General features: G+C 68.2%; 9 protein-coding genes and 1 tRNA gene. 8 read left to right on the forward strand and 2 right to left on the reverse strand.

Features of this window, described 5'->3' with window-relative positions:
- Positions 1 to 8: 8 nt before the first annotated feature.
- Both ACFONC_RS07125 and ACFONC_RS07130 read right to left on the reverse strand, forming a co-directional pair.
- Entirely contained in the window at positions 9 to 2966 is a 2958-nt protein-coding gene (locus ACFONC_RS07125; RefSeq protein WP_386743009.1) for a TonB-dependent receptor, read from the reverse strand.
- 144 nt (positions 2967 to 3110) lie between these two features.
- Positions 3111 to 4553 (reverse strand): transglutaminase-like domain-containing protein, encoded by a 1443-nt coding sequence (locus ACFONC_RS07130; protein WP_386743010.1) that lies wholly within the window; start codon positions 4551 to 4553, stop codon positions 3111 to 3113.
- A gap of 370 nt (positions 4554 to 4923) precedes the next feature.
- On the opposite strand from ACFONC_RS07130, the gene ACFONC_RS07135 reads away from it, so the two are divergent.
- The 8 genes from ACFONC_RS07135 (at position 4924) to murB (ending at position 13429) form a co-directional block, all read left to right on the forward strand.
- Entirely contained in the window at positions 4924 to 6321 is a 1398-nt protein-coding gene (locus ACFONC_RS07135; protein WP_386743011.1) for a C40 family peptidase, read from the forward strand.
- Between the two features lie 29 nt (positions 6322 to 6350).
- On the forward strand, positions 6351 to 7457 hold the full coding sequence (locus ACFONC_RS07140; RefSeq protein WP_386743012.1) for a dipeptide epimerase: 1107 nt from the start codon (positions 6351 to 6353) through the stop codon (positions 7455 to 7457).
- A gap of 18 nt (positions 7458 to 7475) precedes the next feature.
- Complete coding sequence (locus tag ACFONC_RS07145; protein WP_386743013.1) at positions 7476 to 8324, forward strand: MurR/RpiR family transcriptional regulator; 849 nt, start codon at positions 7476 to 7478, stop codon at positions 8322 to 8324.
- Between the two features lie 94 nt (positions 8325 to 8418).
- Positions 8419 to 9171, forward strand: a complete 753-nt coding sequence (locus ACFONC_RS07150; RefSeq protein WP_386743014.1) for a L,D-transpeptidase family protein — start codon at positions 8419 to 8421, stop codon at positions 9169 to 9171.
- 148 nt (positions 9172 to 9319) lie between these two features.
- Positions 9320 to 9396, forward strand: a tRNA-Arg gene (locus tag ACFONC_RS07155).
- Positions 9397 to 9554: 158 nt separating this feature from the next.
- A complete protein-coding gene (amaB, locus tag ACFONC_RS07160) occupies positions 9555 to 11090 on the forward strand; it encodes an L-piperidine-6-carboxylate dehydrogenase (RefSeq protein WP_386743015.1) in 1536 nt (511 codons plus the stop codon).
- A 189-nt stretch (positions 11091 to 11279) separates the two neighbouring features.
- The gene (locus ACFONC_RS07165; protein WP_386743016.1) at positions 11280 to 12335 is read left to right on the forward strand and encodes a quinone-dependent dihydroorotate dehydrogenase; all 1056 of its coding nucleotides are present in this window, start codon (positions 11280 to 11282) and stop codon (positions 12333 to 12335) included.
- 8 nt (positions 12336 to 12343) lie between these two features.
- A complete protein-coding gene (murB, locus tag ACFONC_RS07170) occupies positions 12344 to 13429 on the forward strand; it encodes a UDP-N-acetylmuramate dehydrogenase (protein WP_386743017.1) in 1086 nt (361 codons plus the stop codon).
- Positions 13430 to 13482: the final 53 nt, after the last annotated feature.

The following is a 13482-nucleotide window of genomic DNA, read 5'->3' on the forward strand; positions in this document are numbered from 1 at the left end:
GGAGGAGATCAGAAGAAGTTCCAGGTCACGACCAGCTGCATGTAGCGCGGCGATTGCCAGACGGTGGCCTCGCCGAAGTACGGCATCTTGTTGCCGGGCGTGCTCTCGTAGCGGGAATGCACGTTGATCTCGGTCTGCTTGTCGAGCAGGTTGTAGACGGAGAAGCGTGCCTTGAGGTCGATCCTGTCCGAAGGCAGCGTCCACATCACGCTGGCGCCCAGGTTGGTGACCCAGGGCATGCGGCCAAATCCACCCTTCTCCGTGTAGACCAGCTGCCGCGTGGTCCAGTCGTCGCACCCGGCCTCGCACAGCCAGCCCGAACCGCCACCGCTGAACTCGCTGGGTCCGCCGGCACTGCGGTTGTCGTCGGGCCAGCGCACGCCGAAGGCGGTGATCGGGCCGCCGGAGCGCGCCGACAGCGTGGCGCCGACGGTCCACATGTCGTTGAACTTGTAGCTGCCCCGCACCTTGATCTGGTGGCGGTAGTCGTTGAACGTGGGGCCGAAGCGCTCGTTCACGGCCGGGTGGTCGTAGTACTGCACCAGGTTGGTGTCGTTGTAGCCGGTGTCCGAGTTCACCGGGCCTTCGATGTTGCCGTCGGACTTGGACCACACGTAGCTGAGGTTCAATGCCCACTTGTCGTCCCAGGCGCGGTCGAGCTGGAACTCGACGGCCTTGTAGGTACGCTTGGGCCGCTTGTAACCCATGACGTTGCCGCTGCCCAAGGCCTCGTAGCCGTCCTGGGAACTGTCGAACGTCACCCAGTCATTGGTGTCCGGGCACCACAGCGTGGTGGTCTCGCCGGGGTTCATGATCGGCCAGTCGCCCGAGTACCAGGGGCACCCTTCCACGTGGTTGATGCGCACGTCTTCCACGGCGCGGTTCAGCTCGCGGTAGGTGGCGTTCACGCCCCACGACCAGGCCTGGTTGAGTGCCTGCTGGAAGCCGAGGATGAACTCATCCTGGTAGACCTGCTTCAGGTCGCGGGCCACCGCGGTGCGGACGTCGTCCGGGGCGGGCACGTTGCCCTCGGTGTTGACTGGCCCGAGCTGCTCGCCGATCACCGGGAACAGGTAGGTCGCGCCGGTAACCGGGTCGATGCGTTCTTCCATGTGGTCGAGCACGTAGTAGGTGTGCTCGTCGGTGGTGCCGCCGCCGAAATAGTCGATCAGCTTGTTGGTGATCGGGATGTAGTAGCGGCCGGCGTTGCCGAACAGCTTGGTGGTGCCATCGCCCTTGATGTCCCAGCTGAAGCCCACGCGCGGCGAGATCATGTCGCTGAAGTCGGCCTTGGCGAAGGTGGCGCCCGAGGCGAGCGTGTTCTCGAACTTGTCGGCGCGCACGCCCAGGCTCAGCAGCAGGTTGGGGGTGACGTTCCAGACGTCCTCGATGTAGATCGCCTGGGCCTTGGTGCTGACCGGCGCGCCGGTGATGTAGCGGCGGGCATCCACGTAGGCATGCACGTCGAGGGGGATGGGCGTGCCGTTGGGAAGCACGCCATTGTTCGTGGGCGGCGGATCCCCCGGTTCCACTTCAGGAGTCGGGGCCCCCGTCAACCTGTAGCTCACGCCATCGCCCGGGTAGATCCTGGAACTCGTGGAGTCCATGACCTGCTGGTCCGCGCCGAAGCGCAGCAGGTGGTCGCCCAGCGTCCATTCGAAGTCCAGGCGCGCGGCCTCGCGCTTGTCGTAGCGGCTGCTGACGCTGGCATTGCTCGGGTGGCAGCCCTCCTGGATCGTCGCCTGGCCGAAGAGTTCGTCGTAGGTGCTGTCGCGGCTGACGATGCTGCACGGCCCGTCCCAGGGGCTGCCGCCCGTGGCGCTGCGCTTGTTCACGCCGTACATCGCCTTGGCGACGAAGTTCTGGGTGAAGTTGCCGGTGTAGGTGAGCGACCAGTTGTCGCCGCCGGAGCCGTCGTAGCTCTGGCCCACCTCGTCGCCGCGCGTCGCGGTATCCCAGTCGTAGTCGTACTTGGTGGTGTCGGACTCGGACTCGTCGGAGAACGCCAGCAACGACAACAGGTGGTTGTCGTTGATCTGCCAGTCCAGCTTGCCGCCCCAGAAGTCGTTGTTGCTGTCGGTGTACCAGGCCTCGATGGTATCGATGTCGTGCGGATTGCTGTCGCGCTGTTCGTACATGCCGAAGAAGAACAGGCGATCCTTGATGATGGCGCCCGACGCCCAGACGTTGGCCTTGTAGAACGAGCCGTCGTCGCGGCTCCTGCGGTCGCGCTCGTCGATGGTGCCGTCCTTGTGGAACTGGTCGTCGCGTGCCGATGTCCAGGCCGCCGGCTCGATCGTGAACTCGGCGCCGGCATGGAACTCATTGCTGCCCGAGCGCGTCACGGCGTTGATCACGCCGCCGGTGCTGCGGCCGAACTCGGCCGAGTAGCCGCCCGTCTTGATCTGGAATTCCTCGTAGAAGCCGAACGGCACCGTCGAATAGCCCTGGCGGCGATACGGGTCGGTCACGTCCATGCCGTCGATGTAGACCACGTTCTCGGCCACCGACGAGCCACCGAAGGTGAGGCCGCCGAAGGTCGCGCCCGACGCCACCACGCCCGGCGCCAGCAGCGCGACCGAACCCAGGCTCTGGTCCACCGGCATCCGCGCGATCTCCTCGCGCCGGATGTTGGTCGCCGATTCGGTGGAACGCACGTCCACGCGATTGATCACCCGGGAGCCGACGACCTGCACCGCAGCCAGGTCCACCGCGCCGGCGCCGGTCAGGTTGACCGTCGTGGTCCCGCCGATGGAAACACTGACCGAAATCGGTTCTCCCGAACCCGACGTCAGGGTGTAGTCGCCCGGGGGCAACTGGCCGATGCGATAGCTGCCATCGCCACTCACGGTCACCGAACGCGTCAACCCCGTCGACGGATTGTTGATCGTCACCTGTTGGCCAGCCTCCGCGCGGCCGGCAACCGCACCCGTCACGCTCTGCGCGAACACCGGCGCGGCGGCCATGGACGCAAGGCACGCTCCCATCGCCATGCAAAGCGCGCGTCTGCGCATGTTCTGCTTGCTTCTCATTTCCCTCTCCCCGTCGGTAACTGTGGATTGCCTGGTTGGAAATCAGTCAGTGATGTAACGCTGGGTGCGTCCCTGCTTCTACGGCAGGATCTGCCATTCGAAGTCGTACCCGGTCTGGTTGAAGTACACGTTGCCGCCGTCCCACTCGGCCTCGCCGCGCTGCGAGTCGATGTTGTCGGAACGGAAATGCTGCTTCGGCGGCTGGAACGGGCGGTCCCAGTCCTGGTTGAACGCGATGCGCCAGTTGTCGAGTCCGCCGAGGTAGAACCATTCCATCGACGGGTCGTCGCCGGTTCCCTTGTCGGCGGCCAGCCGCCCGGTGGTCACGTCCATCGGCACCCAGCCGTAGGGCGCGACGTACACCTGCGCCCAGTCGTGGATGTTGTTGTAGCTGCCGTCGGAAAAGACCATGCCCGACTGCCAGCGCGCGGGAATGCCGTTCATCCGCAGCAGCGTGATCAGCAGCAGCGTCTGCTGGCCGCAGTCGGCGTGGCCGGCGTGCAGCGCGTAGTCGCTGATGTTGGAGATCGTCGAATACTCGCGCGCGCCGGCCCAAGGGATCTCGTCGACCGCGGCGAACAGCTTCTGCACGATGCGGTACGGGTTGGTCTCGTCGCCGACGACCTTGCGCGAGAACGCGCGCATGTCGTCGGTGAACACCACGTGCGGCGCGCGCTCGGCAACGAAGGGCGCAAGCTCCGGCGTGATGTCGGCGGCCGCCACCCTGCCGGGGTCGATATCGTGGTACTGGCCGAAGATCGTCAGTTCGTAGGTGATCGAGAACTCGGTCGGCTCACCGGCGCGGGCGGGCTTCTCGAAATACACCGTGCGCTGCGGCGCCGACTCCGGCGCGATCTCGTGCGCGGCCGGTTCGCTGGCGACGAAGCGGATGTCTTCCTGGTGGCCGGGGATCGCCTGCGGGTACGGGATCCACGCGCGCACCGTCTCGCCCGCGGGCACGGCGTCGGCGTCGACGGTGAACTTCTGGGTCATGCGCAGCCGCAGCGGCAGCACGCTGCTGCGTCCTTCGGCCAGCGCGGCGTCGCGGATCGCGCGCTGGTGCGCGTTGAGCGACTCCATCGGGCCGTCGGTGATCGGCCGCGCCGCCGGGTCGCGACGCGCGAGCGCTTCGTCGCTGAGGCGGAACAGGTTCGACGGCGAACGGTTGAAGTAGAGCGTGCGGCCGTCGATGACCTGGCGTTCGAATAGGCCCGCGTCGCGCCACTTCGCGAACTCCGCGTCGGTGAGGTCCGGGACCTGCTTGCGCACGCGCGCCTGGACTTCGCTTTCGTCGAGGGTGAAGTCGAGCAGGATGCGGCGCATGCGCTCGCGCTGCCAGGCGTAGGCGCGCTGCTGCGCGGGAGTCAGGCCCGGTTGTGCAAGCGCCTCGGCAATGCCGGCTTCGGCGGCCTTGAAGCTGCCGTCGTCGACCAGTCCGGCGATCTGCTCGACCGCAAGATTTGCAGCCTCAGCCGCCTGCGCGCATGACAGGCAGGAAACGATCGCCACGCACAGCGCCATGGCAAGCCTGCGGCACCGCCGCGCGACTGCCGCGACCGACATCGCCGCTGGCTGTTGAACCGGTTCGATCGAGGTGAAGTCCACGCCGTTTAACGCCCCGCTGCAGGTGCCCCATCGTCACGGCTGTGTAACATGCAGCCCGACCATCGTCAATAATTTATTCGGAAAACTTGCATCGGAAGAAATATGTATTCCATGATGGCCGCGGCGGGCGCACTGTCCGCGCTCCCGGGGGAATCTCCATGCTGCAGTGCGGAATAATTCGGAGCCGTGCATCCGGGTGTCCACTGCGTCTTCGCGCGCCGTCCACACGTGCGTTCAGGCCGGTCGCCGACACTTTGAAACTCCACGCTGACGCAGGAACGTTCCGATGACGAAGCACACCCTCCTCCTCGCCGCCGCCCTGGGCCTGTTCGCGGGTGCGCTCGCCCCGCAGGCCGACGCGCGCATCGCGCCGCGCCCGACCGGCGTGATCGGCGTCGACAGCAACCAGCTCACCCCCGACTACTGGATCGATCGCCAGCGCCAGGCCGACCGGGTCGTGCTCGACCGCGGCGCCATCGCGCTGCAGAACCGCGAACTGCAGCAGACCGATCCGTCGATGCACGACGTCGAGGGCCTGCCGGCCGAACTGGACGCCGCGCGCGTGCGCGAATGGATCGAGGACCTGTCCTCGCGCCCGCAGAGGCAGTTGTACGACGTGCAGGGCAAGCCGGTGACAGGCAAGGCCATCGACGGCTACATCGCCGCGCTGAACCTCAAGGCGATCCCGAAGACGCAGAAGACCCGCTACGGCCTTGTGGTCCATCGCGCGGCCCTGCGCACTTTCCCGACCACGACCCGTGTGTTCAGCAGCGACGACGACACCGACATCGACCGCTTCCAGGAAAGCGCGCTGTTCCCCGGCACGCCGGTGGCGATCGTGCACGAAAGCGGCGACGGCGAATGGTTGTTCGTGGTCAGCGAACGCTACGCGGCGTGGATCGAAAAGCAGTACGTGGCCGAAGGCAGCAAGACCCAGGTCTTCGGCTACGCGCGCAAGGTGCCGTACCTGGTCGTGACCGGCGCCAAGGTGCGCACTACGTTCACGCCCGACCTGCCCGCCGTGTCCGACCTGCAGCTGGACATGGGCATCCGCGTCCCGGTGCTGCGCGACTGGCCCGGCACCAGGCCCGTCAACGGCCAGGCCGCCTATGCCTCGCACGTGGTCGAGCTGCCGGTGCGCAACGACGACGGCAGCCTGCGCATCGTCCCGGCGCTGCTGCCGCGCACCGCCGACGTGTCCGCCGACTACCTGCCGCTGACCCGCGCCAACCTGATCCGCCAGGCCTTCAAGTTCCTCGGCGAGCGCTACGGCTGGGGGCACTCCTACGGCACCCGCGACTGCAGCGGCTTCGTCTCCGAGGTCTACCGCAGCTTCGGCGTGCAGCTGCCGCGCAACACCAGCGCCCAGAGCGTCAGCCCGGCACTCAACCGCCTCGCCTTCGACGCCGGTGACAGCCGCGAAAAGCGCATGGATGCGGCCTCCGAACTGCAGGTCGGCGACCTGGTCTACATCCCCGGCCACGTGATGATGGTGATCGGCCACGACAACGGCATGCCGTACGTCATCCACGACACCAACGGCGGCAGCTGGCTCGGCCCCGACGGCGAACTGGTCCGCGGCCGCCTCAACGGCGTCTCCGTGACTCCCCTGACTCCGCTTCGATTCAACGCGTCGCAGACCTACGTCGACCGCATGACCAACATCCAGCGGATCCGCCCCTAACAGCGGCATCCATCAGACAAGGCGAGCCAATGAAGATCACCGATATCCGCTTCGGCATGCTGCGGGTCCCGCTGAAAACGCCGTTCAAGACCGCGCTGCGCACGGTGGAGACGGTCGAGGACATCGTCGTCACGATCCATACCGACACCGGCCACGTCGGCTACGGCGAGGCGCCGGCGACGGCGGTGATCACGGGCGACACCCACGGCTCGATCGTCTCGGCGATCAACAAGTTCATCGCCCCGCGCCTGATCGGCGAGGAGATCGCCAACCTCAATCGCATCACCCGGCTCATCCAGGGCGCGCTGGAGCGCAACACCAGCGCCAAGGCAGCGGTCGAGATCGCGGTCTACGACCTGTGGGCGCAGCTGTACGACGCGCCGCTGTACAAGATGCTCGGCGGCGGCGAGCCGGTGATCACCACCGACATCACCATCAGCGTCGACCACATCGACAAGATGGTCGCCGACTCGCTGTCGGCCGTGGACCGCGGCTTCGAGTCGCTCAAGATCAAGGTCGGCAAGGACATCGGCGTCGACATCGAGCGGGTGCGGGCGATCTACGCCGCGGTCGAGGGCCGCGCCCTGCTGCGCCTGGACGCCAACCAGGGCTGGACCGCCAAGCAGGCGGTCTACGCGATGCAGGCGCTCGAGGACGCCGGCGTGCGCCTGGAACTGCTGGAGCAGCCGGTCAAGGCGCAGGACATCGACGGCCTCAAGTACGTCACCGACCGCGTGCACACGCCGGTCATGGCCGACGAAAGCGTGTTCGGCCCGCTGCAGGTGATCGACCTGATCAAGGCGCGAGCGGCCGACATCATCAACATCAAGCTGATGAAGACCGGCGGCATCTCCAACGCCATCCGCATCGCCGACATCGCCGCGCTCTACGGCGTGGAGTGCATGATCGGCTGCATGCTCGAGACCAGCATCAGCGTCGCCGCCGCGGTGCACGTGGCGGTGGCCAAGTCGGGGGTGATCACCAAGGTCGACCTCGACGGCCCGTCGCTGTGCGCCTTCGATCCGGTCGACGGCGGCGTGACCTTCAACGAATCGGAGATCTCGATCACCGACGCGCCGGGGCTGGGCATCCGCGAGATCCGCGGCCTCGAGCCGCTCGCGGCCGCGGCGGCCTGACAGCCCGGGGCACGACGGATGTCTCCGCTGCTCAAGATCCGCTCCGAGCGCGACCACATGTCGGCGATCGAGCGCCGCATCGCCGACTTCCTGCTCGACAACGCACACCTGCTGCGCGACTACTCCTCGCAGCAGTTGGCCAGCGCGCTGGGCATCAGCCAGTCGAGCGTGGTCAAGTTCAGCCAGAAGCTGGGCTTCAAGGGCTACCCGGACCTGAAGTACTCGGTCGGCGAATCGCTGGCGCGCGGCGACGGCAACGACGACAACGGCGCGCCAGCCGCCAGCGAAAGCCCGCATCCGCACGCGGCGCTGGCCGAGAGCCTGTGGCGCGCCAAGGCCGAGGCCGAGGAGGAAACCCGGCTGATCAATCCGCCGGAGAAGATCGACGCCATCGCCGACGCGATCCGCGGCGCGCAGAAGGTATTCGTGATCGGGCTCGGCATGGACGGCATCCAGGCGCGCGCCTTCGCGATGAAGCTGTCGCTGCTGGGCATCCTGGCGGTCCACCACTTCGACCCGGTGCTGATGCCGGCGGCGGTGTCCACCACGGCCGGTGACGACGTGCTGCTGGTGTTCTCTGAGCACGGCCGGCAGTCCTCGCTGTGCCAGGTCGCGCGCCTGTTCCACGAGCGCCACGGAAAAGTGGTGACGGTAACGCGGCACACCGCCAACCCGCTGCGCGCGCACGCCGACCTGTCGCTGCTGGTTTCCGCGCACGACGAACGGGCGCACATCGAACCGCTGCTCTACCAGGCGGCGCTGCAGCAGTTGCTGGACCTGATCTTCCAGCTGCTGTGCGAGGACGAAGGCCGCCTGCAGCAGCTGTCGATCAACCTCGAGCTGATGCACCCGATGCTTGATACCTGACCGCCGTAGGAGCGCACTCGGGCGCGACTGGCGTTCCCGGTCGATGCCGGTCGCGCCCAGGTGCGCTCCTGCAAATGACCGGATGACCTTGAACATGATGCTTCGGATCCTTCTCGCAGCCGCCGTTTTCGCGCTTGCCAGCTGCACGAGCATCGGCCCGCGCGCCGACGACACCGCCTGGCATGACGCGCGCCAGCTGGTGCTGGTCACCACCGCCGACTGGGATGCGACCACCGGCACCCTGCGCACCTTCGCCCGCGACGATGGCGGCGCGTGGCACGAACGGGGCGACCCGGCGCCGGTGAGCATCGGCCGCGGCGGTTCGGGCTGGGGCATCGGCCTGCATCCCGGACAGGCCGGCGGCCCGGTCAAGCGCGAGGGCGACGGCCGCGCGCCGGCGGGCGTGTTCGCGATCGGCGAAGCCTTCGGCTACGCGGAGCACGCGCAAACCGCCCTGCCCTATGCACAGATGCAGGCCAGCAGCTGGTGCATGGATGTCGTCGACTCGCCGCTGTACAACCGCATCGTCGATGCGCGTGACGTGGGCGATGCCGCGGTGCGCGGTTCCAGCGAACCAATGCGCCTGGACCTGCACAACGACGGCGACCAGCGCTACCGCAGCGGTTTCGTGATCGAGCACAACCCCGAGGCGCGCAAGGGTGCGGGCAGCTGCATCTTCGCCCACCTCTGGAAAGCACCCGGCGCACCCACCGCCGGCTGCACGGCCATGGCCGACGCCACGATGGCGCGGCTGTACGGCTGGCTGCGGCCGGAGGCCAGGCCGGTGTTCGTGCTACTGCCGCAGGCCGAATACGAGCGCCTCAAGGCCCCCTGGCACCTGCCGTAGGTCGGGGCGACGCGCCCGACGGCTTTCCGGCGATGGGGATTTGGCCGGAGTGCGAAGATCAAGAGCCGTCGGGGGCGTAGCCCCGACCTGCGGCCATGCGCGGCGTTTCCAGCCGGTCGCCGGTTCGTGCGAAAATGAGCGGCTAGATGCCCCCGTAGCTCAGCTGGATAGAGCGTCCCCCTCCTAAGGGGAAGGTCGTGCGTTCGAATCGCGCCGGGGGCGCCATTTCACCCACAGTCGCCGCACGCCCCGGCCCCGATTCCGTCATTCCCGCGCACGCGGGGAACCCATTGCGACTTCGCCCGCCGCGACAGTCAGGCACAACCGCCACGGGGACGACGGACAAGGACGAAGCACCGCGACGCACAATTGCAGGAGTTTCCATGACCCACCCCGTCCTCACCGCCCTCGGCCTGTCCGACAACGAATCGGGCACCTACCTCGGCAACGGCGAATGGTCGAAGACCCGCGACGCCGGCGTGCTGGAGCCGGTCAATCCCGCCGACGGCGAAGTGATCGCCAGGGTGCAGGCCTCGTCGCAGGCCGACTACGACACCATCGTCGAGCGCGCGCAGGCCGCGTTCAAGGTCTGGCGCACCACCCCGGCGCCGCGCCGCGGCGAAGCCGTGCGCCTGTGCGCCGACGCGCTGCGCGAGCACAAGGACGCGCTCGGTTCGCTGGTCGCGCTGGAGATGGGCAAGTCCAAGCCCGAGGGCGACGGCGAAGTGCAGGAGATGATCGACATCGGCGAGTTCGCCGTCGGCCTGTCGCGCCAGCTCTACGGCCTGACCATGCACTCCGAGCGCCCCGGCCACCGCATGTACGAGCAGTGGCACCCGATCGGCCTGGTCGGGATCATCTCGGCGTTCAACTTCCCGGTTGCGGTCTGGGCCTGGAACGCGTTCGTGGCCGCCGCCTGCGGCGACATCTGCATCTGGAAGCCCTCGCCCAAGACCCCGCTGTCGGCGATCGCCTCGATGAAGATCTGCAACGAGGCGCTGAAGAAGGGCGGCTTCCCCGACATCTTCTTCCTGTTCAACGACGCCGGCACCGACCTGGCGCAGGCGTTCGTCGACGACAGGCGCATCGGCCTGGTCAGCTTCACCGGCTCGACCAAGGTCGGCCGCCACGTCGGCGAGCGCGTCGCCCGGCGCATGGGCCGCTCGCTGCTGGAACTGGGCGGCAACAACGCGATGATCGTCGACGAAACCGCCGACCTGAAGCTGGCGATCCCGGCGATCGTGTTCGGCGCGGTCGGAACCGCCGGCCAGCGCTGCACCAGCACGCGCCGCGTGTTCATCCATGAGTCGATCTTCGATGACGTGCTGGCCAAGCTGGTCACCGCCTACGGTCAGGTCGAGAAGAAGATCGGCGACCCGACCGACCCGGCCAACTTGATGGGTCCGCTCAACAGCAGCAACGCGGTCGATGCCTACCTGGATGCGATCGAGAAGGCCAAGGCCGCGGGTGGCACCGTCGCCAGCGGCGGCAAGGCGCTGTCCGACCGCAAGGGCAACTTCGTGCTGCCGACGATCATCACCGGCCTGGACAACAAGTCCGAGGTGGTGCAGACCGAGACCTTCGCGCCGATCCTGTACGTGATGAAGTACTCGAAGCTCGAGGACGCCATCGCGATGCAGAACGACGTGCCGCAGGGCCTGTCGTCGGCGATCTTCACCACCAACCTCAAGGCGGCCGAGGCGTTCCTGTCGGCGACCGGTTCGGACTGCGGCATCGCCAACGTCAACATCGGCACCTCCGGCGCCGAGATCGGCGGCGCGTTCGGCGGCGAGAAGGAAACCGGCGGCGGCCGCGAGTCGGGTTCGGATGCGTGGCGCGCCTACATGCGCCGCCAGACCAACACCATCAACTACTCGGACGCGCTGCCGCTGGCCCAGGGCATCAAGTTCGACCTGTAACCGGACCAGCCGCCATGCCGGGACCCGCCGCGCCCGCGGGCGGCCCGGCAGCCGGGCCGGACGAAGGTCCGCCGCCGGCCCGGCTTTCCACGATGGCGCCGCGGGCATGATTCGACGGCACGCGGCCGTTCCGCTATGACGGCCGCGTGTTCGTGGGTACTCTTGCGGATGGACCGCTGACAACCTGACATGTACGGACTCGCCCGCCCCTTCCTGTTCGGACTCGACGCAGAACGCGCGCACGGAATCGGGCTGGCGTCGCTGGAGGCCGCATACCGGACCGGCACCTCGCCGCTGCTGGCGCGGCGGCCGAAGCCGCTGCCCACGCGCGCGTTCGGCATGACCTTCCGCAACCCGGTCGGCCTGGCCGCGGGACTCGACAAGAACGGCGCCCACATCGACGCGCTGCTGGCGCTGGGCTTCGGCTTCGTCGAGGTCGGCACGGTCACGCCCGAACCGCAGGCAGGGAACTCGAAGCCGCGCATGTTCCGGCTGCCGCGCCACCAGGCCATCATCAACCGCCTGGGCTTCAACAACGACGGCATCCACGCGCTGTTGCGCAACGTCGGCCGCGCGCGCCGCCGCGACGGGCTGCTGGGCATCAACATCGGCAAGAACAAGGACACGCCCAACGAGCTGGCCGCGTCCGACTACCTGTTCTGCCTCGAACACGTCTACCCCGCGGCCGACTACGTCACCGTCAACATTTCCTCGCCCAACACCGCCGGCCTGCGCGAGCTGCAGGAAGAACAGGCGCTGCGCCGGCTGATCGGCACCCTGCGCGACGAGCAGGAGCGCCTGGCATCCAAGCACGGCAAGTACGTGCCGATGCTGGTCAAGGTGGCGCCGGACCTGTCGGACGACGACATCGACGCCGCCGCGCGCGTGCTCGGCGACATGCGCGTGGACGGCGTGATCGCCACCAACACCACCGTCTCGCGAATTGCCGTGCAGGAAGATCCCCTCGCACGCGAAACCGGCGGCCTGTCCGGCGAGCCGCTGATGAACAAGTCCACCGCGGTGCTGCGGATGCTGCGCACGCGGCTGCCCGACTCGATCCCGCTGGTGGGCGTGGGCGGCATCCTGTCCGGCGCGGACGCTGCCAAGAAGATGGCCGCCGGCGCATCGCTGGTGCAGTGCTACACCGGGCTGATCTACCGCGGCCCGGCGCTGGTCGGCGAATGCGTCGAGGCGATCCGCCGGCGCAAGGAAGCCCCCAGCCGCGGCAACCTGCCCAACCGGTGAGCCAGGCGATGACCGACGGCTACCGGCTGGCGCGCGACGTCGACCTGACCACGCGCAATACCTTCGGCGTCCCCGCGCGCGCGCCAGTGCTGGTCGAGGTGGACGATGCGGCCGCGCTGCCACGGCTGTTCGCCGACGGCATCGTCGACGCGGCGGACCCCGCGCTGCTGGTACTGGGCGGCGGCAGCAACCTGCTGTTCGCCGGCGACGCGCCCGGGCCGGTGCTGGCGCTGACGGCGCAGAACGTGGAGACGGGCGACGGCGGCGACGACATCGTGCTGGTGCGCGCCAGCGCCGGCGTGCCGTGGCACGGCTTCGTCATGCACACCCTGTCGCTGGGGCTGTGCGGGCTGGAGAACCTGGCCCTGATCCCCGGCACCGTCGGCGCGGCGCCGATCCAGAACATCGGTGCCTACGGCGTGGAAGTGCGCGAGCGCGTGCATGCGGTCGAAGTGTTCGAGCGCGCCACCGGCAAGGTCCGCCGGCTCGCCCCGGAAGAGTGCGGTTTCGCCTACCGCGACAGCGCGTTCAAGTGTGATCCGCGGCGCTGGATCGTCACCGCGGTCGAGTTCGCGCTTTCGCGCCGGCCTGCGCCGATGCTCGACTACGCCGGCCTGCGCGACGAACTGGCGGCGATGGACGTCGCCACGCCAACCGCCGCCCAGGTCGCCGGGGCGGTGATCCGCATCCGCCGCCGCAAGCTGCCCGACCCGGCCGTGCTCGGAAACGCCGGCAGCTTCTTCAAGAACCCGATCGTGCCGGCCTCCCAGGCGGAAACGCTGGGCGCTGCGAATCCGCGGTTGCCGGTGTTCCCGGTCGCCGCGCTCCCGGCCGACGCCGCGACGCATGGCGAAGCCGACGGCGACGCTACGCGCAAGCTGTCCGCCGCCTGGCTGATCGACGCCTGCGGCTGGAAGGGCCACCGCGACGGAGACGCCGGCGTGTCGCCCGACCACGCACTGGTGCTGGTCAACCACGGCGCGGCGACCGGCTCACAGCTGCTGGCGCTGGCGCGGCGCATCACGGCATCGGTGCACGAGCGCTTCGGCGTGACGCTCGAGCCCGAACCGCGCATCATCGGCGCGGACTGGTGAATCCACCCGTACAGAACCCCTGCAGGAGCGGCTTCGGCCGTGAGCTTTTGCTC

Origin of the sequence: Luteimonas soli, assembly GCF_042648865.1 — a bacterium.
In the GTDB taxonomy this organism is placed as follows: Bacteria; Pseudomonadota; Gammaproteobacteria; order Xanthomonadales; family Xanthomonadaceae; genus Luteimonas; species Luteimonas soli.

What these genes read in the sequence shown, in the direction of transcription:
- ACFONC_RS07125 (WP_386743009.1), bottom strand. Translation starts at nt 2,966, where the DNA reads ATGGCCGCCGCGCCGGTGTTCGCGCAGAGCGTGACGGGTGCGGTTGCC.
- ACFONC_RS07130 (WP_386743010.1), bottom strand. Translation starts at nt 4,553, where the DNA reads ATGGCGCTGTGCGTGGCGATCGTTTCCTGCCTGTCATGCGCGCAGGCG.
- ACFONC_RS07135 (WP_386743011.1), top strand. Translation starts at nt 4,924, where the DNA reads ATGACGAAGCACACCCTCCTCCTCGCCGCCGCCCTGGGCCTGTTCGCG.
- ACFONC_RS07140 (WP_386743012.1), top strand. Translation starts at nt 6,351, where the DNA reads ATGAAGATCACCGATATCCGCTTCGGCATGCTGCGGGTCCCGCTGAAA.
- ACFONC_RS07145 (WP_386743013.1), top strand. Translation starts at nt 7,476, where the DNA reads ATGTCTCCGCTGCTCAAGATCCGCTCCGAGCGCGACCACATGTCGGCG.
- ACFONC_RS07150 (WP_386743014.1), top strand. Translation starts at nt 8,419, where the DNA reads ATGATGCTTCGGATCCTTCTCGCAGCCGCCGTTTTCGCGCTTGCCAGC.
- amaB (WP_386743015.1), top strand. Translation starts at nt 9,555, where the DNA reads ATGACCCACCCCGTCCTCACCGCCCTCGGCCTGTCCGACAACGAATCG.
- ACFONC_RS07165 (WP_386743016.1), top strand. Translation starts at nt 11,280, where the DNA reads ATGTACGGACTCGCCCGCCCCTTCCTGTTCGGACTCGACGCAGAACGC.
- murB (WP_386743017.1), top strand. Translation starts at nt 12,344, where the DNA reads ATGACCGACGGCTACCGGCTGGCGCGCGACGTCGACCTGACCACGCGC.